The sequence below is a fragment of the Dyadobacter sediminis genome (assembly GCF_005860765.1).
Taxonomy (GTDB): Bacteria; Bacteroidota; Bacteroidia; order Cytophagales; family Spirosomataceae; genus Dyadobacter; species Dyadobacter sediminis.
Map to the genome: position 1 here is coordinate 971,197 of NZ_VCEI01000011.1, position 19,589 is coordinate 990,785.

The 19,589-nt window shown below is 46.4% G+C and carries 15 protein-coding genes; 3 read left to right on the forward strand and 12 right to left on the reverse strand.

Annotation, left to right across the window (positions count from 1 at the left end; translation table 11 throughout):
• Position 1: 1 nt before the first annotated feature.
• From FEM55_RS04775 to FEM55_RS04810, 9 genes are all read right to left on the reverse strand, one after another.
• Positions 2 to 2,959, reverse strand: coding sequence for a baseplate J/gp47 family protein (locus tag FEM55_RS04775; RefSeq protein WP_138280144.1), 2,958 nt, complete (start codon positions 2,957 to 2,959; stop codon positions 2 to 4).
• On the reverse strand, positions 2,956 to 3,390 hold the full coding sequence (locus FEM55_RS04780) for a gp25 family contractile injection system sheath assembly initiator (protein ID WP_229209092.1): 435 nt from the start codon (positions 3,388 to 3,390) through the stop codon (positions 2,956 to 2,958). The genes FEM55_RS04775 and FEM55_RS04780 overlap by 4 nt, the downstream gene beginning before the upstream one ends.
• Positions 3,391 to 3,439: 49 nt before the next feature.
• Positions 3,440 to 5,203 carry a type VI secretion system tip protein VgrG gene (gene vgrG / locus FEM55_RS04785; RefSeq protein WP_138280145.1) on the reverse strand — a complete coding sequence of 588 codons (1,764 nt, stop codon included), beginning with the start codon at positions 5,201 to 5,203 and terminating at the stop codon, positions 3,440 to 3,442.
• 16 nt (positions 5,204 to 5,219) lie between these two features.
• Entirely contained in the window at positions 5,220 to 5,876 is a 657-nt protein-coding gene (locus tag FEM55_RS04790; protein WP_138280146.1) for a CIS tube protein, read from the reverse strand.
• Positions 5,877 to 5,878: 2 nt separating this feature from the next.
• Positions 5,879 to 6,055, reverse strand: a complete 177-nt coding sequence (locus FEM55_RS24885; RefSeq protein ID WP_171036469.1) for a DUF5908 family protein — start codon at positions 6,053 to 6,055, stop codon at positions 5,879 to 5,881.
• A 1-nt stretch (position 6,056) separates the two neighbouring features.
• Positions 6,057 to 6,503 (reverse strand): phage tail protein, encoded by a 447-nt coding sequence (locus FEM55_RS04795; RefSeq protein ID WP_138280147.1) that lies wholly within the window; start codon positions 6,501 to 6,503, stop codon positions 6,057 to 6,059.
• Positions 6,504 to 6,932, reverse strand: a complete 429-nt coding sequence (locus tag FEM55_RS04800; RefSeq protein WP_138280148.1) for a phage tail protein — start codon at positions 6,930 to 6,932, stop codon at positions 6,504 to 6,506. It abuts the gene before it with no gap.
• Between the two features lie 156 nt (positions 6,933 to 7,088).
• Entirely contained in the window at positions 7,089 to 8,477 is a 1,389-nt protein-coding gene (locus tag FEM55_RS04805) for a contractile injection system sheath protein (RefSeq protein ID WP_138280149.1), read from the reverse strand.
• Between the two features lie 156 nt (positions 8,478 to 8,633).
• A complete protein-coding gene (locus tag FEM55_RS04810) occupies positions 8,634 to 9,299 on the reverse strand; it encodes a contractile injection system cap protein (protein ID WP_138280150.1) in 666 nt (221 codons plus the stop codon).
• A 121-nt stretch (positions 9,300 to 9,420) separates the two neighbouring features.
• Here FEM55_RS04810 and FEM55_RS04815 point away from each other — a divergent pair, with 121 nt between their 5' ends.
• The gene (locus tag FEM55_RS04815; protein ID WP_138280151.1) at positions 9,421 to 11,241 is read left to right on the forward strand and encodes a hypothetical protein; all 1,821 of its coding nucleotides are present in this window, start codon (positions 9,421 to 9,423) and stop codon (positions 11,239 to 11,241) included.
• Between the two features lie 196 nt (positions 11,242 to 11,437).
• Entirely contained in the window at positions 11,438 to 12,844 is a 1,407-nt protein-coding gene (locus FEM55_RS04820; RefSeq protein ID WP_138280152.1) for a PKD domain-containing protein, read from the forward strand.
• A gap of 21 nt (positions 12,845 to 12,865) precedes the next feature.
• Here FEM55_RS04820 and FEM55_RS04825 read toward each other — a convergent pair whose 3' ends face one another.
• A complete protein-coding gene (locus tag FEM55_RS04825; RefSeq protein WP_138280153.1) occupies positions 12,866 to 13,156 on the reverse strand; it encodes a PAAR domain-containing contractile injection system baseplate protein in 291 nt (96 codons plus the stop codon).
• Positions 13,157 to 13,781: 625 nt separating this feature from the next.
• Between FEM55_RS04825 and FEM55_RS04830 the strand changes: the two genes are divergently transcribed.
• Positions 13,782 to 16,028, forward strand: a complete 2,247-nt coding sequence (locus FEM55_RS04830; RefSeq protein ID WP_138280154.1) for a phage head spike fiber domain-containing protein — start codon at positions 13,782 to 13,784, stop codon at positions 16,026 to 16,028.
• 172 nt (positions 16,029 to 16,200) lie between these two features.
• Here FEM55_RS04830 and FEM55_RS04835 read toward each other — a convergent pair whose 3' ends face one another.
• Positions 16,201 to 18,060 carry a T9SS type A sorting domain-containing protein gene (locus tag FEM55_RS04835; protein ID WP_171036470.1) on the reverse strand — a complete coding sequence of 620 codons (1,860 nt, stop codon included), beginning with the start codon at positions 18,058 to 18,060 and terminating at the stop codon, positions 16,201 to 16,203.
• A gap of 353 nt (positions 18,061 to 18,413) precedes the next feature.
• Positions 18,414 to 19,304 (reverse strand): SDR family oxidoreductase, encoded by an 891-nt coding sequence (locus FEM55_RS04840; RefSeq protein ID WP_138280156.1) that lies wholly within the window; start codon positions 19,302 to 19,304, stop codon positions 18,414 to 18,416.
• Between the last annotated feature and the right edge of the window lie 285 nt (positions 19,305 to 19,589).

Consider the following 19,589-nt stretch of genomic DNA (forward strand, 5'->3'; position numbering starts at 1 on the left):
TTTACTGCACTTCAAAATTGATATCGATCAACATTTGTCCGATTCCCCTGTAATTCTGGTAAGGAACCGTTTCTGCAATCACGGATTTAAGTTCATGCTTTCCGGACGATACCACCACCGATTTCTGGTCGAGGATGATTTCCTGATCGCGGACGGTCTCCCCGTTTTTTTCCCAGCTGATGCGATCTATAAAATTGATGTATTCCCTTGTTTCAATAAAGCTGATTACGGATGACAAATGAAGCTTGCTTCCGAGCTGAACTTCCATGTCTTCCCGGAATGCCCACGGGGAAAGAAAATCTTCCAGCTCTTTCTGCAGTTTATTAATGTAAAAACCTGCTTCCATCCGATGCCTGAAACTGATCTGTGCCACAATTTTAATCTCGACAAAAGCGGCATTGGTAACCTCCGCCTGTACTTGCGGGGATTTTACGGAATCTACAAATCGGTCGATGCTGTTCAGCAGATTCTGTCCTGCAACGGGCCTGAACAACCTGCGCCGTTCGGCATGCATGATCCTGGGAATGACAATGATATGTACATGTCCGGGCTGCACGCGGTCTGATCCGGAACTGCTGTGCCGGATGCATTTCACCTTATATATTTCGGGAAAGTTTTCCAGCACAAGATGTTCGAAATCCCATGCTGTAACCGCTTTGTTCTTGTGCCGGAGCATTTCACTGATTCGCACGAAACGGGCCTGATTTGTTTCATCCGGTCTGCCTGAAAAGGACGGGTACGGCTGTTCTGTCTTTCTGATTTCCCGGATTGCCGGCAAAAAGGACTGAACCGATCCGGGGGGCAGTTTATTCAGATTATAAGTGACCGGCACCGACTCCATTTCTCTTTTTGCCCTGATTGCATTGGGCCTGATTTCCGTGATCCGGTCAAAATTGGCTGCATTTTCCTGAACCGAAATACGCAGCCAGTACTGTCCGGCGGGCATCGCCGGATTATGCATGGAAATGGTTTCCGGAAGCTGCAGGGTAAGGATACCCGTCTGCTGCAATCCCGTTGTGGTGTCTGACAAAATCTGGTTGGGCAGAAAATCCTTCCAGCTATCCAGTTCGGCAAAGGAAAAAGTGACGGTCCCTTTGGCAGCCGTACTTTCTTCCATAATGGCAAAGAACAGACTGATCTGAAGCGGAGGTTCAATCCCTTTCAGGCCAATGTACAAGTACCCTGAATTCTGCACAGAATCCGTCAGCAGGGCCGGAAAATTTCCGTCTGTAAACATGCCGGGCAAAACCGAACGAATGCCGAATGGCTCTATATGATAAAACTGCATACCCGCTTTCTGATCGCCGATATGCAGGCATTCGGCTGCCGTGTAAGACAGCCGCACTGACTCCATCACAGGTGTGTAAGGCTCGTTGGGAATCTGCACGTCTTTACCCTGCGCCTGCTGAATGCTGGCTCTGGTAAGTACCCTCGGGAAGAGCGCATGTCCGAATGCTTTGTCCGGAGAACTGATGGAAAGGCACAGCAAACCGTCTTCATTTTCCCAGCCGGCCAGCGAACTTTGCTTGTTTTCAAAATAACGGGCTACATTAAATTCCATTGGCTGCTGAAAAACCGGAAAACTAACTTCGTTTTCAGAAGCGGCAATGCTTTTCCATTCCTTGCAGCTGCGGACGGATGCGCTGACTTTAAAATCGTTATTGCTTTTCACCAGACTGTTGGTATCGCCGGTATAACCCTCGTAATAAATGGGAAAACCCTCTTCCGGAATTCCTTTCCATGCCATGTTGACTTTAAGCGAAAGAAGCGGCTTGTAAAAAATTTCTTCCAGACCAATGTACAGACTGGAACCGACTACCGGGCTGAACCCGAAAGCCTGGCTTGCCTTACCGGCATCAAGCACTCCGTAATCATTGCTCAGGAGAACCGAAGCTGCATTTTCACAGCTGACATGCATATCGATCCTGCCGAATCGGACGGAGCGGAGAAACTGATAAACAGATGCATCCGTTTTCCTGAGCCTGACACGTACAACCGGCCATTCCTTTGCGTTTATTGCATATCCGTGTACAGCCGGATCAAAGCCGGAAACGGCGGGTGCCGTTTCATCCAGAACGGTTACAAAGGAATAGTTTCCACCATTGAAAACGGGGGCGTCATTCAGCTTTGAGGAGAACCATTTACCGGCTGTTGTAAACTGCATTTCAAACAGATCCGCAGTGAGCATTCCATAGCCAGGGTTAATGTCCGAGTCTGTACTGAGCTGCGAAAAAGTAATGCTGACTGTTCGCGTTCCTTCTTTCAACAATAGAACAGGCGAACTCAATGCCCAGCCGATTGTTGTATTTTCTCCATCGTTTTCCGCACCAAACGGATGCCAGCCCTGCTTGTCTTCGCCAGGGTCCACATTGGATTCCGGAAAGGATCGTATATTTTGTCCTGTTTCTTTCGGATTGTAGACGGATTTAAAGCCGGTCAGTTTTACGAGTGAAATAACCGTTTCCTTTTCCGTTGTAAACAGGATATTGTTTCCGACCTCATCTTTTCCGGCTGTAATTCTCGAATCTGCGGGTATAGCAAACTGCTGCACATTTCTGGCGAGTTCCGGGAAAATATAGATGCGGTCCGCCTGCGGCAAAATATCCTTTAAACCCAGTACATGGCGGTAAAAAAAGTCAAGATGAGCAGAAACAAGCGCATTGAGGTCGTTCTGAAGGTATTTGTACAGATTCAGGAAAGTAAGGAATAGTGCAAGATGTGGAGACACATCCCCTTCACGATAATTCTCCGAAAGTACCTTTTCATCCAGTTCCTTAAAGAAAGCAGACCAGTTATCGCGTGTTGAACCGGCTTCATCCGGGTAAAAAATAACTGCTTCGGCAAGCCTGCGCGTTTCAGCATAGATTTCGGACATAGTCCTTGCATCCCTCCTGAAATAATCAGGCATCAAAGCGCGGGCATCCGCAATCCTGTCCTTTTGATTCGTACCCTGACTCATGGCCTGACTGCGTTTATACCCACATTGCTGGCTTCATGCATGTAAAACGGAAATACCATGTTGGACCGCGAATTGGTTGCACTGATGATGTAAACAATGTCAAAAACCAGGGCACCGTCCGGAGCCGAACGGTCACTCACGTTTATTTCTTCCAGCACGATTCTGGGTTCGTGATAAAGAATAGCCGTTTCGATCGTATCCCGCAAATACGTGATGGTGGTTGTATTTATCTTTTCAAAGACGAAGCTCTGAAGATTGCACCCGAACTGCGGCTGCATGACGCGTTCGCCGGGACGGGTGGAAAGCAGGATTCGCAGCGATTGCCGGATATCCTCTTCGCCCGCAGCCATAATTGCCTCGCCGTCGTACAGCGAAAATCCGGGTGGAAAAGCCCAGCCATTACCCAGGAAGCCTGAATCGTCTGTCATCATTTGCACGCTATTTCAGAACGGATTGTTAATTCGATGCGCTTTTAAGCGGTCAGTTAATCTGCACCAATGATCCTTTCAATACGGCGATTGCCTTGGTTCTGATTTCTGCGCCGGCATCGGCCTCGGCAACAAATTTGCCTTTTGCCTTGTTTGAAATGTTCACGCCCTCTATTTCGATTCCGGTTTTTGCACGAATCCTGAGATTGCCGGAACTTTCAATGGAAATACCTTTTTCATTCATTTCAATCCGGTTTTGGTTTTTGTCGGTGATCGTGAGCTTTCCTGATTCTTCATTGATTTCAATGCTGTTTCCGGCGGGCGTGGAAATGGCGACAGCCTTTTTTTCATCGTCCCAGATCATGCTCATGTTGCTTTTTGTAAAGTTGCCTTTCCGGACATTTTTATCCGTTACTTTCAAAGCCGGTGCGTTGGCGCTGCTGTACAATGCACCGATGACGATGGCTTTGCGCGGATCGTCGTTCAGAAAACCTACAATCACTTCATTTCCGATTTCAGGGTAAAAGAAAAATCCGTACTGACTGCCCGCAGAAACATGGGCAACACGCGCCCAGATTCCTTCCACGTCATTTGCGGAAGCAGCCAGTTTTATCTTTACACGAAACTCACCGTCAGGATCGCCTTCCAGCGCAGTGACAGTTCCCGTATGCAAACCTGAAATGGCAGGCAGCATCCCGTCGGCCGCCGCACGGAATTCCTTTTGTTGCCCGTACTTGTTATCCGACCAGCCAAACTGAATGTCGGAAGTCCAGCTGCCATTGTTCAGCTCATGCCTGATTCCCGTTACATAGGCGCGGCCATTGAACCGGTCGCCCAGGCCTGCAAGCCGGATTATTTTACCCGGAAAAACAGATGCGTTTCCGCGGATGCGTACCGTTCCCGTTGCTTTGGAAAGCGCGCTTTTCGTTGCTTTGGCCTTTGTCCAGGCTTTGAGTTCTTCCAGCGGCGTTCCGTCACCGCCGGTTAATGCGTATGGATCCGGGTTCAGCACGCCGGAAAGTTGTCCGGAAGTCAGGTTTCCGATTTCGTTAATAAATTCAGCAGTTTCTTCGGTCACAACGATTTCCTGCTCGGACGGTGACCACGCCGTACTTTCCACGGCTGAAAACTGATCTTCCGAATCGATCAGACCGTCGAATGCCAGTACATTGACGCCATACTGACAAGTGAGTGCATCGGTACCATCCATAGAAGGTTTTGAAACCGTAAGCTTTTCCTGATCAAACAGCATCATGCAGCCGCATGCTTCCACCCGCGACAGAATAAAATCCCAGGAAGTGCTGTCGTACTGAACCAGCTGCAAATGCCTGATATCTTCCATTCCGTCCATGGTATAATGAATGCCTGCATCGTCCAGGATCTGTGAAACGGCATCTTTGTCGCTTGCATTGCTGAAATACCGGCTTTTCCGGACCGTAGTCAGCCTTACCACGGCATGCTTGCATTCTATTTCCAGTTGTGATTCACCGGATTCCCTGATTCGGATGCTATGCCTTACGGCTATTCCTTTAAAAACGTTGTCTGCATTGCCTTCATAACCAAGGTCAATTTCAATTTTGGCACCCGGTTTGAAATAATCCTTGCTGCTGAGCTCAAAATCCTGCCTGCTTACATTTCCGTCCAGCAGGATCAGTCTGGCACGCGGTACCCTGTTGGCTTCATGGAACGTCACAATACTTTTCACCTTATAGCTGTCGGCAAATTCCTCGCCGTTGATCCTGATTTTGTAACTCGTAACACTCTTCATCAGCATACAAATAATAATGACTTCATCAAACCTTCGGGTCCGACTCATTCAGCCAGGTTTCGGTTCATGGATTCAAAGGCGGAAAAACAATGCGCATGTTAGGCGTAAGATTTCTGAAATTGCTGATGCCGTTGAATTTTGCCACCTGAATATACAACGCGGCATTACCGTATATCCGGTAAGTCATCAACGGCAGTGTGTCGCCTTCCTTTACATACCGGACATGCGTCAGGTCCGGAGAACTTGTACGCATTTTCTTGGCGCGCAGCTCCTCTTCCACTACTGCCACAAACTTGGTGCTCAGGATCGCCCGCAATGCCGTTCCGTCCGGTTTAAATAGCGTATAATCTATTTTCAGCTCCTTAAGTACGCAGTTGAACGACAGCTCGCCCCATAGCAGTTTCAGGAATTTGGGACGGTGAATTTCTCCGTCGAAGTTGTAAACTGCTTCCTTGAATTTGGCAACCTCGTCCCTGACATTCTTTTTACCACTGATCACGCCGGTTCCGTCAAACAGGAATTCAAGCTGGATTTCCTCCGAGGGTGTTTTGTTGAAAGTCGGATTGCTGCCGTGTGTTCCCTGCTCCTGTTCTTCATTGTACCGGATGTTCAGCTTCCTGCTGAACCGGGCAGGATTTACCGGAACAGAAATGGAATCCACTTTGTCCTGAAAGCGGTCATCTTTGTAGACAATGATCTGAAGCTTGTTCGAGTCGGTCATGGTTATCTTTCTCTCTGCATCCGCAAATATTCCAGCACTTGCTCCATACACCGCGCCACGATCCGGTCTTCCAAAAGGAAATCCGCACCATTTTGTGCCGCCGGCTCAGGTGCATTTTTATTTACTGCTTGATTTTCCACCGTGGCCCGGATGATCAGTTCCCGTATTTCAATCGGCATTTCAGTGCTGTTTGAAGGTAAAATAATGGTAATTGAGTTCAAGTGTTTCAATGAGCAGTCCGCTGCTTTCCGCATTCAGGCCGGAGCACGACCATTTTACGGGTATGGCATGCACCAGATTCCAGGTGCAAAGCTTTTTATGTTCTTCATTCAGCAGGTTTACGGTGAGGTTTTTAGGCTCAAAATCCATTTCCTCCATGGCTTTTGTACACCAGCCTGTAATACGGGAATCTTTGATAATGCCGCGTTTCAGAACCAGGTTATCGTAAGTTGTCCCTTTCGGGAGCTTATGCGCAAACCGGTTTTCGCCGCCCTCGGCATAATCTTCCGTAGCCACATGCTGCGACAGTCCGCTTACCTCCTGAAAACTGGAATCCGTGCCGGCGGGCAGCCCTTCAAACTCCACCGAAAAATGAAATGCGACCGGCGGGTAATATGCTTTTTCCATTTATTCCGTGGTTATTCCTTCGTGTACAACTTCCATGGTTTCAATGGCGACGCTGTTGTCATCCGATTTCAGCTCGGTTGCCTGCACTTTGGACGGCCAGGCATTCTTGATTTTCCACGAAATAACAGGCTGATGTTCTTCATTGAGCAGACTGATCGTAATATCTCTCCGCTTTACGGTTTCCAGCTTGTTTTCGGCCCACCATTTATAGAATTCGTTGTCGCCCTTGAACGACCCTCTTTTCAGCGTTATGTTGCTGTATTTGGCCAGTCCCGGCATTTTCAGTTTGGAGTATTCCTTGCTGGAACCTTCGCGGTATTCAATGATTTCCCGTTCCATATCCAGACCGGTTACTTCTGTGAAAGCCATTTTTGACCCGCCCCAATCCACCTGAAAGTGAAACTTGGGCAATGGATATTCGTTCGCCATGCTATTTGAGGTTTATAATGTAAGTTGCTGTTGGCTTTTAGCGATTGGCTTTTAGCTTTCAGCCGACAGGAATGTAAAAATTGGCATTGAGCATTTGGTGTGGAATAGTAGTCTCAGCTAGTTCTTGACAATGACTTGTTATGGATTAGGAAAAGATCAGATTTCCTGCATTTTGTGCGTGAAGCGCAGCACCAGAAATTCGGTGGGCCGAACGACGGCAAGGCCGATTTCTACATTCAGGATACCGTTCAGAATGTCCTCGCTGCTCATGGTAACGCCAAGCCCTATCCGTACGTAAAATGCGTCCCCGGCAGCAGCGCCGGCCAGCGCTCCCTGCCGCCACAGATTGGTCAGAAAATTTTCTATCATCGTACTGATCCGCACCCACGTATTGGCATCGTTCGGTTCAAAAATGAATACCTGCGTGGCCTTTTTAATCGATTCTTCCACGAAATTATAGAACCGGCGGACGTTCACATATTTCCATTCATTGTCATTGCCCGCCAGCGTCCTTGCTCCCCAGACCAGAATACCAAGCCCGGTAAACGCACGGATTGCGTTGATCGACTTTCCGCCTTCTGCATGCACGTTGAGCTCGGCCTGCTCCTCATGAGAAATCTTGCGCGTAAGGCCGCTTACTGCATTCAGGCTAACATTCGCAGGCGCTTTCCAGACACCCCGGGTTGCATCCACATTGGCAAATACACCCGCTATGGCCGCACTTGGCGGCAGCACCATCATTTCGGATTTAAGCCTGAGCAGTATTTCCTGACGGCGGATACTGCCTGTCTCCATCTTAGCGGTGACGGGCGGCTTGGGCTTTCTTTCCGCTGGCGGCGCCTCGCCCGGAGCCGCTGGCGGCGGAGGTGCGGCCGCAGCAGGCGGCTCTATCAATGAAATATCCTCATCATCCAGGGAAGCATATCTGGCAATGGACGTCTGCAGATAGGGATAATAAGCCGCACCGTATTTGAGATTATTGACACCCAGGCCGTTGCGGAAACTTTCAATTTCATCTTTCTCGGTTTCAGGAATGTCTATAATCACAAAACGGTCCATCAGCTTTGCAGCCTGGGCAAGTGCCTGCTGATAATATTCCAGATAATCGGCATAAGGAAGCTGGACCGCTTCGGGCGCCAGAATAAGCGTGGGCTCATCTTCTTTTTCTATGACCGTCAAAGCATCCTGAAAGTCTTTTTTTTCGACACCCGCACCCTTTCTGGGACCCAGTGAAGCGATGTAGCACTTTCCGCCGCCATTGGCAAAATACAACTGCAGGTGATAATACAGCTCATTTCTGGAAAAACTCTCTTCCCAGGTATTGTCCTGAACATTGTATTTAAGTTTCCAGTCGTCCCAGTTACAGAACTTCTGCTCAAATTCCATCAGCGTCCGGATCTTGACTGCATGGATTTCGCCGTCACCCGGCCGTGTATCGGTATAACCTATGAAAGCAGGCACGGCAGTGTCCACCGCTGCGACAGAAGGAGGAAACAGCGGTACTTCCTCAATATATACCCCCGGAGTTTTTGTTACAATTGCCATTGAATGTATTCAGATTGATATATGAATGAAACAATAAATAGTTACTTTCAACAGGTCATCCAATTCGCAGCTCCATGAAGCAGATTGCTATAGAATACTATTTCACAACCGGCTGATTTATAGCATACGTTTCCTTTCAGGTCATACAAACTTTTTTCAATTGTTGTCCGGACGGTAAATCACTGTCTCCGAGCTGTTTCTTTGCGGCACGCCGTCTCGGTTTCTTCCTTCAAATTCCCCGAAAGTACTGTTTGAAGACAGGATCACCGGCATGGCCGTACTTTCCTGGGTATCCACCAGTTCCAGCAACCGCATTTTGTACATCACAGACGGTATCTGTTTGCTGCCCAGGCTGCTCCACATGTCGAAGGCTTCCTGAAAACCGATGTCGTGCAGTTCCAGTGTTACCTTTTGTTCCGGTTGCTGTTCGTCTTGAGGATCTCCTACCTGAAAATTTTTGTGTGCCTGAAAAAAAACGATGGTATCCGAAAGCAACTGCAGCGATTCGGCGTAGTTCTTTTTGGTTACAGAAACCAGCAGGTACAGATTGAGAAATACAGGCGGGTTAAACTTTCTTGCTTCCTTTTCTTTTTTCCGTTCGGCTATTCCGGAGTAAAACGCGGTATTCTTAAGGCTGGCTTCTTCTTCAATTTTAATGAGCGTGATGATAATCCTGTTCTGAAGATCATTTTTTTCTTCGCTGATGCTGGCAATATTGTTCAGCTGGACAATGTCACCGGTGCCGTTGATCGTATCTCCCCATTTACCGTAAATGGATTTGTTCAGCCGCTCCGCAATCGCTTTAAGTGCAGGATAAATCATAGACAGATCCGGTTGAAAAGATAGAACTGTAAGTTATAAATTTATTTACAAGAGTAGGCTATATCAATATAAATTTCCGATTTTTATTATACGGTAAATCACTCAGTAAAAAACATTTAACATGCTCCATCTGCCTACTATCTATCTGGTTCACGCATCAGATGCCCCACAACATTTGTCCAGGCTGAAGAAAATTTTACAGGAACTGGCAAGCAAGCGTTCCATCGGTGATTTTGTATCACTGGACAGTAATCAGAATTATGCGCTTCCGGAAGAAAACATCAGGGAAAATGACATGGTCATTATTTTACTCAGCAATGGATTTACCGCCACCGAAGGGCTGAAAGAAGCCGTGGAAAAACGGATGTCGGATCTGGCAGCCAAAAACCGGTCGCTGAAACTGGTTGAAATCATCATTGACAGCATACCGTTCGATAAAAACTTCATGATCCTTCCGGAAGACCTTCAGCCGATCCGGGAACAGGCCGATATGGACAGCGTTTGGACCCATATCAAAAGCAGGCTGGAACAGCTATACACTGCCGGCAAAAAACCGGTCAACTACAGGAAATACCTTCTTTACGCTGCCACAGCACTTGTACTCTTCTTGATCATCCGGTGGCTTTTATCACCGCCCGATTACTTGTCCGTGTACGACGACGCAGCCGTGGAAACCGAGACTACTGCCGAAACCAAACCTTATGAAAAACTGGGCGAATTTACTTACGGCGGGGCGGGTGTCGAAAGTATTACCTCTGCGGTGGCAACTCCGGACGGAGGCGCCCTGCTGGCGGGATCGTCCAGCTCCGATCCGACCAACGGAAAGTCTGATTTTAAAGTTGTAAAGATTACCGCCGACGGGACCAAGGAATGGGAAAAAAATTTCGGCGGCACACAGGATGAGTTTCTAACCACTATCGTAACCGTGCCAGGCGGTTATCTGCTGGGAGGACTGAGCTATTCTGCGGCAGAAACCGGCAAAACGGCTGCTCTGCTGGGCGAATGCGATTTCTGGCTTGTAAAAATGGACAGCAACGGCAATCAGCTCTGGGATAAAACCTACGGCGGTACAACCACGGATATCATCGAGGATATAATCCCGGTACAGAATGGTTTTCTCCTCGGCGGCTATTCCAACTCCCAACCCGCACCGGACAAGACAGCGCCCGCCAAAAGCAGTGATTACTGGATCGTCAGAACCGATGCGCAGGGCCAGCGATTGTGGGACAAAAGCTTTGGCGGCACAGATTACGATTTTCTTTTCAGCATGGCGTATGATAAAAACAACAGGCAAATCATGCTTTCCGGCTATTCTCTTTCGGCCAAGGATCAGGATGGCAAAACAGCACAGGATTACGGCCAGGAAGATTACTGGATTGTCAGAGTAAATGAAGAAGGCGACAAACTGGCCGAGTACAGCCTCGGCGGTTCAGCAGTGGATAAAGCATTCACATCGGCTTTTGACGGTTCGCTGCTGATCGGCGGTCCTTCGGATTCCCATGGCGGTACCGGCTCCAAAAGCATGGGCATGGCCAGAAATCTGGGCAAAAATGATTTCTACGTCGGCAAATATTCCGGTGACGGAGACAAGTTGTGGGATAAAACCTATGGCGGACCCGAAGAAGATAAATTGTTGTTCATTTCGCCGGTCAGCGGCGGATTGCTGCTTGGCGGACAGTCGGCCTCGGATTCATCGCAGACAAAAAGCGCGCCGAATAACGGCAAACTGGATGGATGGATTGTAAAAGTGGACTCAACCGGAAAGAAATTGATGGACGTAACCTTTGGCGGCAAAGAAGATGACACGATCAATGTCATTATAAAACTGAAAGACGGAAGTTACCTTTTATGCGGGGATTCCAGTTCACCTGAAGATGCGAACAAGCAAGCCGCAAGTTTCGGCAATGCAGACTTCTGGGCAGTGAAAATAAAGTTAAACTGACACAGCTATACGCGGCCGGCAGCTTGCTGCATCATTCTACGGATTGAACCGGCCCGAAGCGCATGACCGTACAGTAAATAGTTGATATTTTACATATATGCCCCTTTTTATCTGATTAAATTTAGGAAAGCTACACAGAACAGGATTCCTCAGAAATAGCAACGAGATTATCTGAACAATTTAATTCATCCTTGATATGGCTAATCGTCCCAACGTCTATCTGATTCATGCCTCCGATGCTGTTCAACACGTGGATTACATGAAGGAAATACTGATCCGCCTCAAAGCCGGAAACCGGATCAGCAGTTTTATCCCGCTGGAAGGTGCCGCAGCATGGGCGCTTCCTGAAAAAAACCTGCTTGCCGGCGACGCCATCGTCGTTTTACTGACCAACCAGATCATCCCGTTTAAAGAAGAAGGTGAAAAGTACCTTAAAAGCCTTCAGAACAAAGACCTCAAAATAATAGAAATCATTATCGACAGCATTCCTTACGATTCCGGATTCTACTTTTTTCCGGACGATGCACAGCCGATCCGGGAAAAGGGTAAAATGGACGAAGCCTGGGGAAAAGTTGAAAAAGGGCTGGAACAGATGTTTCCGCCGGTAAATGGAAAAGAGAAGAAGTCCGATTTTACAAAATACCTTAAATACGCTGTTGCCGCTATTGTTTTATTGTTGTTAATCTGGCTTGTTCCGAAGCTTTTTCATAAGAATGAAGTAAACTTTACTTTCCGGGTACAGGATGCATTGATGAAGCAAAAAAAGGATACTTCATCTTGTTATCAGCCGTGCCTTGCGAGCTTTTATGCAGAATCCGGCGACGCTGAAAATCTGGTCTGGAATTTCGGCGATTCTCTGCAAAAAACGGCGGTTACAGGCCAATATCCGGAATATCTGTTTACACAGGCCGGAACTTACACGATAAAACTGGCTGCCGGCAAAGAAGAGGATGCCGCAAGTACGGAAAAGAAACTGGAGGTCAAACCTGTTCCGCAAGCAGACTTTGAAGTAGTGAACAATGGATGCGTGGCACCGTGCCAGCTTACATTTATCAACCGATCCGTTTATGCCGATCAGTATTCCTGGGACCTTGGCAATGGCATAACGACCACTGAAAAAGATGCCAAAAATATCCAGTACCCGGCCAGCGGAAATTTTACCGTGCGCCTGACGGCATCCAACAAGGACGGCATCAAGCTGGATACTTCCAAATCCGTAACAATTGCTGTAGACGAATCGCCTTTTGCACGGTTCACTGCGAGTTATTCAGGCGATGAACAGCATAAATACAGAATGACGTTTAAAAACAATTCCCAATACAGCGATGAATATACATGGTCATTCGGCGATGGCAGCGATTTGCTGAAAACAAATAATCAGGACGCCATCACACATGATTTTCCATCCCTGAAAACCTACCGGGTTGCCCTCACGGCATCCAAAAATCGATCAGCAACAGACGAATACACCGACGACGTTTACCCGAGAAAATTCATCTGGCAATACAAGGATTATATAAAAGCCGTCAATAAAACCAACCCGGCGTACATGGAGGAAATTAAAAAATATGCTGTCAAAGATGCAGCCAGATTTCCGAGGTAATACGTACTTTATACAAGACCGTTACCCGATCAGCACCGTCATGCAGCCCAGCAGGATTGTACCGCCGTGCGCCGTCGTATCGCCCAGCCTCGCAGCAGGTTTTCCTCCGATCAGTACCGTGCCGGAACCCGCTGCAATCATGTCGGGCGGCCCTGCGCAGGTACAAAGGCTTGTCACCGTTGCTGCCGGCATTCCGCCGATCAGAACCGTAGGAACGCCGGGCGGCATCACTGGCCCTCCGACGTGGGGAACCAAAGCTGTAATCATCGGGCAGACATGCATATCTCCTACTCTTGCTGCGGGCTGTCCCATCTTGCCGGTTAAATAGTTGAAAAGGGATTACAATGCCAGGCGATAATCAGACAAATAATTCCAATAATGCCAGTTATAAATGTAAATATAAATTTTTGTGCATTTTCAATAACGCGGGGCCATTTTTGTCAAATGCAGCCTGACAGGCTACCCATAAAATAAAATCTACAAATTAATTGTAGTTACTTGTGCATTTTTGTCGTACTTTTCTGTTATATAGTCAATGTCGGATAATCCGGATTGTTGCTTTAATCCGATTTGTTGATGTAACTGGTTACCCGGCATAGCCGATTAATGAATGATTTCAGGCATGGTATAAAGTACATTTGACAACGTTGTAAAATGACGGATTTTCCGGTTTTCCAAGGCAACATTTCGGGAATTTTCTACGTAACTGCTTATAAATGTTTGTATTTTGTTTAGAATTTAAATCGCTTTTCTTGAAACAGAGAATTATTTTATGTATATTTTGAATAAAGGCGCGTTTTTTGTGGTTAAAGAACTTACTGCGCATTGATCAATCGGTAAGTATTGCAGAATTCAATCAAACAAAGCTCCTGATTCCGGAAGCCTTGTTTTTAATATCACACTACAATCATTTCTATATTGCTCGTAATATCATCCTATGAATGCAGAAAATCTACTCCCTCTAAAAGCATTTGATTTTAGGCATGTCCCTCTTTCCATGAACAATGACCTTTCTTTTTCCAGGGAAGGTGAAGCCTCTTTTTACGGTTCCGACGGTTACCTGCACTTTGCACTTCCCGGAACGAACTGGCTTATTGACAGTGTTAAAATGACTGATTTGCCATGGAGTAAAGTAGGCACGACTGTTTCAGAAATCAACGACAGGAACATTGCAGGGAATTTCAGTTTTGTAAAGAAACTGGCCGAGTCAAATGGCACGGGAGAACACCGGATTTCACAGGAAGTGAATGTGGTGATGGATATTCCGCTGACGATCAGCGTTTATGTCAAAGCCGGCACCAGAAATCTGGTACAGTTCAGCTTTCTGAATGCTGCCACCTATACCGGAGGAAATCCGGGTATGCGGGTTGACCTGACGAACGGCACCATTACTTCCAAAAGCTCCAATATTATTTCCTGTGAGGCCGTTGACAGTGGAAACGGCTGGTGGCGGCTTGCTGTTACCGGTGTTCCGGATCTGGGAACGGAATCGGGTCTTCATATTTACATACTCAACGAAAGTTATACGGTCAGCTATGACGGCAACCCGGATAAGTACATATATGTATGGGGTGCGCAGTTTGAGCAGGGTTTCAAGGCATCGGCTTTTACACCCACAACCACGGCACCTTATTTCGGATTAAGGTACAATTATAATCTTGCTTCCAAGCCTGTTCTGGCCGGCGTACTTATTGAACCCGCAGGAACGAACCTGTTTTTATACTCGCATACTTTCAACCAGAGTGCCTGGAAAGCCAAAGATACCCGGATTAATCTGGTTTCGGAGCGTTCTCCGGACGGAACACTCAATGCCTATAAACTGACCGAGAACGCCGGTTATTCTTCCCATTATCTGATTCCGGAACCAATGGTGGAAACCGAAGCGGGAGGCGTTTATACCATCAGTGTTTTCCTGAAGGCTGCCGGCCGCAATTGGGCATATTTCAATATCAACGGCGTTACGGCCCATTTCAATCTTGCAAATGGTATCCTGGGAAATCTAAGTTTTAAAATTGAATCTGCTGCTATGGAAAGCGCGGGCAACGGCTGGTACCGGTGCTCGTCCACGTTTGTTTCAGTGACGCCGGTTGCTTCCATAAGGATCGGTACCGAGATTGAAAATGCCGAAATGGTTTATACCGGGAATGGCAGCGCCGGAGTACTGATCTGGGGTGCCCAGCTTGAAAAAGGTGATAAAACGACAAGTTACATCCGGACCAGTGAAAAGGCTGCTTCCCGCAGCGCAGACAAAGTCACACTGACCCGCCCCAAATCCAATGTTCCGCTGGATGTTTTTATACAGCGAAGAAACGGCGGTATATGGATGACTGAGCAAACGGACGATCATGAAGTATCGACTTCCGAAAGTGAAGTTCAGCTTATACAATATTATAATCCGGAAATGCCGGATGTCAAAAAAGAGGAAATTTCGCAAAGTCTTTTCCCGCAGGAATATGGCTATTTTGCAGATGATTCGGCTCAGGTAATGATTTTCGGCACTGAATACAAAGCACAAACGCCGAACAAGCCGTGGTCCCTGCAAAAAGCGTACAACAAAACTTCTCCGACTTTCCGGATGCAGGTTAAAAATGGCGACCGATGGAGCGGTGATATAAAAACCATGCGGTCAAGAGAACGTTCCGAGCTTTATCTTAAGAGCGCAAACCTTCCTTTTGACCAGGATGTCTGGCTTTCTTTTGCGATAAAAATAGAACCCGGCGAGGCGCTGGATCTGTCCGACAATGGTTTTTGCATCATCGGCCAGTTTCATGCGAGTGAAGATGCCGAAGATGTAAGTTCTGCCCCTATTCTGGGACTGCGGATGGAAGGAGCTGATACCATCCGGCTCTATACGTGTTCCACTACAGAAAACCCGCATACAGTCGGGCCACCGATCGTTCCGAGGGCATTCAGCAGATTTACGCGCGGCATCTGGCACCGAATTGTTATCCGTGCCCGGTTTTCTCCTACCAATGCAGACCTGCAATGGTGGAAAAACGGTGAAGAACTGATCAATCTTACGGGTATCGGCATGGGCTTTCCGGATAAAACCGGTCCATACTGGAAATTTGGCTTATACCGGTCAACGATGCGGCAGACACTTGCTGTAGAGTATGCCAATATGGAGCTGAGCTATACGGCCTCACTTCTTCCGCGAGTCAAGCAACCGCTGATTATCATATAGTGCTTCTAAACATTGAACATAAAAAAGACTGTCTTGCAAGCCGAGACAGTCTTTTTTGTACATCCAATAAAAGTCAGAAATCCAGTTTCATATTTAAATAAATATTTTATACGCAATGCTGATTTCAGGATCGCCCATTCAGGAAAGCAAAACCGGTTTACAAGCCTGCTTTTTACTTTTTCACAATCTGGTGCGTACTTCCGGAGCCATCCTGTTTAATGATGACCAGCGTATACAATCCAGTCTGTAAATGCCGCAAGTCAATTTCACTAACGGGCACTTCTGACTTAAACACCTGCTTTCCGCCGGTATTTAGCAAGGTTAAGCTTTTTATAATATTTTTATCCGCAGCTTCAATGTAGATCTTCTCGTGTGACGGGTTCGGATATACTGAAAATGTTGATCCGGATATTTCAACATCTACGTTCTGAATCCGGCTGTAAGTAAAAGTCTGATCCTGATCAATCATTTTAAGTCTGTACAAATTCCGGCCTTTCATAGCAGCCGAATCAGTAAAAGTATAGTGGCTGTTCACTTGTGAATTCCCGGCAGATTGTACACTGCCAATTGTGAGCCACTGTTTTCCATTATAGCTGCGCTGGACTTCAAAACTTTTACTGTTTTCTTCACTGGCAGTTTTCCAGTCTAGCTGCACATTTCTTTCAACTGCCTTGGCTGTAAAGCTGATGAGTTCTACCGGAAGAACTACATCATTCATGTAGCGGGCAAGTGCGAAATTGTAATCGCTGCCATTTTTGGTATAACCGGCAACAACAATCTTTCCGTTTTTCTGAAGAGCCATACTGGTTCCAAAATCCCAGTTTCCAGCAAAATCTGTGATGACTTTCCCGTTTGCACCAAAGCTGTTGTCCAGCGTACCATCCGTATTGTAACGTGCAAGTGCAAAGTCCAGAGTAGTTCCGTTATTTCTGGCTGTAAAGCCAAATGCCAGAATTTTCCCATCCGTTTGTAGCACCACAGAAGCAGGAACATCATCTGTATTATCAAATGTTGTTAATACAATGCCATTGTTGCCGAACGTATTATCAATGCTGCCGTTGCTATTATAGCGGACGAGTGCAAAATCATCAAAGCCTCCTATTTTCACAGCTTTAGTTGTGCCAGTTGTAATAATTTTTCCATCTGCCTGAATCTTAAGTGATACTGCAACATCCCACTTTCCCAATGTAGTTTTTACAATGCCATTTGTGCCAAAAGAATAGTCCATTTGCCCATCAACTTCAAACCGAGATATTAAAAATATATTATTGAATGTGTCATTAATTTCATCGTATACTTCTGTAAAACCTGCTACAACAATCTTTCCATTAACTTGTAATTCCATTGCTCTAATAGATTGCCAACTTCCCAATATGCCAACATGTGATATTCTTCTACCATTTATACCAAAATTAGAATCTAAAGATCCATCATTATTGTACCGAGCCATTGCTAAATCAAGATCAGTGTTAGATAGATCACCTGAATATCCACCTACAATAATTTTACCGTCCGGCTGCAAAAGAACCTTATTTGCTTTTTCATTGGTATTGTTAAAATCTGTTGTAACAACGCCGCCAGTTCCAAAACCCAGATCTCTGCTGCCATTAGAATTGTATCTAACCATTGCAAAATCATAATTGGTACCATTCCAACTGTATCCTGCCGCAATGATTTTCCCATCTGGCTGAATAACCACTGAATATGGAATATCTTCATCAATGCCCACAATTGTTTTAACTACTCCGAAATTACCAAATGAATTATCTATAGAACCATCTGAATTGTAACGAACAAGTGTGAAATAGGCATTATAGTCTACGGGCGTACAATACCCTGCCATAATTATCTTTCCGTCATCCTGTACAAGAACAGATGTAGCGATATTTCTTGTCTGATCAACATCAGTTACTACTTTTCCATTCTGCCCGAATGAAGCATCCAGCATTCCTGATTGGGCAAACAAGTGGGTAGAACAAATAAGAAAAGCAGGTGTAAACAGGGAAAGTGTAAAGTGGAAAAGTCTTGTCATCAAGTTCATTTGATAAGCGTGTGTAAATGATTTTGTTCATCACTCGGGTGAAATTAGCAGATCGAGTTGATGGATTAAAGAAACTCAAACTTTGCGAATCCAGAAACCATCTAGGCCGTTCAGTTTTCAGCCGGTACTTATCATTATACAAATGGTATTTACAGGGTTTAAAATAGCGTCGAGTAATGTAATTAGAACGATTAAACACTTTTGCACAAACGTGTTAATACAGCATGAAAAAGCCCCGTTCTGCATGTGAACGAGGCATTTGGAATAGTTAACTATGTTTTGAATGGATATCCTCAATCTGTAATTATCAGCTATTTTGGATAGCAGTAATAAATGACATTCAATTAAATCGTCGGTGTACCGCCTGTAACCTGTATCGTAGAAGCGGTCATGTAGCTCGAATCCTGCGAAGCCAGCAATACATATGCAGGTGCAAGTTCCGCTGGTTGCCCGGCACGTTTCAACGGTGTATCCGAACCAAATGACTTTACTTTTTCAGGCGGCATGGTGGATGGAATCAGCGGTGTCCAGATCGGGCCGGGCGCCACACAATTGACACGAATGCCTTTTTCTCCCCACAACTGACCCAGACCGGCTGTGAAATTCTGAATGGCTCCTTTGGTAGAAGCATAAGCCAGTAATCCGGGCGATGGACGGTATGCATTTACAGAAGTGGTATTGATAACGGTGCTGCCAGGCTTAAGATGCGGCTCGGCTGCCTTGCACAAGTAGAACATGGCAAATATATTGGTCCGGAAAGTGCGGTCCAGTTCCTCTGCGCTCAGTTCCTGTAATGATTCGTGCGACATCTGGAAAGCCGCGTTGTTCACCAGAATATCCAGTCCGCCCAGTTCATTGACGGCTCGTTCCACAATTTGCTTGCAATGCGCTTCTTCCTGAATGTCACCGGGTACCAATACGGCCTTTCTGCCTGCCTGCTCTACATATTTGGCTGTTTCTCTGGCATCTTCGTCTTCACTAAGATAGGAAATCAGCACGTCGGCGCCTTCACGGGCAAAAGCAATAGCAACAGCTCTGCCTATTCCTGAATCACCGCCGGTTATGATTGCTTTCCTGCCCGTTAACTTGCCGGAGCCTTTATAAGAATTTTCGCCGTGATCCGCTTCCGGAGTAAGCTGCTCTTCGTAGCCCGGTACTGGCTGTTCCTGATCCGGGAACGGCGGTTTTTCATATTGTTCCAACGGATTCTGCATTTCGTTGCTGCTGTTTTCCATAATGGTAAGTTTTAGTTAAAATTTAGAACGGCAACCGTATTGCCAACAAAATTGAGAAGGAAGAAAATCACAGTGTTATATGCATTCCTTTTACATGCCATATCTTTGATGTTTCATCCGTTCGGGTACTTTTATCCGAATGCACTGTGCCCTGCAAATATGATGCCGCAAAGAAACCGCCAAACCTTGTTCCGCTCCTCTTTCCTGTTTTTACCCTGAATCATTTTTCAAAGAATCCGGGTTTTGGTACTTTCCACACCGTTTATATCACTTTTATCTTTAAAT

Coding starts and splice junctions, on each gene's coding strand:
- FEM55_RS04780 (WP_229209092.1), bottom strand. CDS start 3,390: ATGATGACAGACGATTCAGGCTTCCTGGGTAATGGCTGGGCTTTTCCA.
- FEM55_RS24885 (WP_171036469.1), bottom strand. CDS start 6,055: ATGCCGATTGAAATACGGGAACTGATCATCCGGGCCACGGTGGAAAAT.
- FEM55_RS04835 (WP_171036470.1), bottom strand. CDS start 18,060: ATGACAAGACTTTTCCACTTTACACTTTCCCTGTTTACACCTGCTTTT.
- FEM55_RS04790 (WP_138280146.1), bottom strand. CDS start 5,876: ATGACCGACTCGAACAAGCTTCAGATCATTGTCTACAAAGATGACCGC.
- FEM55_RS04815 (WP_138280151.1), top strand. CDS start 9,421: ATGCTCCATCTGCCTACTATCTATCTGGTTCACGCATCAGATGCCCCA.
- FEM55_RS04795 (WP_138280147.1), bottom strand. CDS start 6,503: ATGGAAAAAGCATATTACCCGCCGGTCGCATTTCATTTTTCGGTGGAG.
- vgrG (WP_138280145.1), bottom strand. CDS start 5,203: ATGAGTCGGACCCGAAGGTTTGATGAAGTCATTATTATTTGTATGCTG.
- FEM55_RS04775 (WP_138280144.1), bottom strand. CDS start 2,959: ATGAGTCAGGGTACGAATCAAAAGGACAGGATTGCGGATGCCCGCGCT.
- FEM55_RS04810 (WP_138280150.1), bottom strand. CDS start 9,299: ATGATTTATCCTGCACTTAAAGCGATTGCGGAGCGGCTGAACAAATCC.
- FEM55_RS04820 (WP_138280152.1), top strand. CDS start 11,438: ATGGCTAATCGTCCCAACGTCTATCTGATTCATGCCTCCGATGCTGTT.
- FEM55_RS04830 (WP_138280154.1), top strand. CDS start 13,782: ATGAATGCAGAAAATCTACTCCCTCTAAAAGCATTTGATTTTAGGCAT.
- FEM55_RS04800 (WP_138280148.1), bottom strand. CDS start 6,932: ATGGCGAACGAATATCCATTGCCCAAGTTTCACTTTCAGGTGGATTGG.
- FEM55_RS04825 (WP_138280153.1), bottom strand. CDS start 13,156: ATGGGACAGCCCGCAGCAAGAGTAGGAGATATGCATGTCTGCCCGATG.
- FEM55_RS04805 (WP_138280149.1), bottom strand. CDS start 8,477: ATGGCAATTGTAACAAAAACTCCGGGGGTATATATTGAGGAAGTACCG.
- FEM55_RS04840 (WP_138280156.1), bottom strand. CDS start 19,304: ATGGAAAACAGCAGCAACGAAATGCAGAATCCGTTGGAACAATATGAA.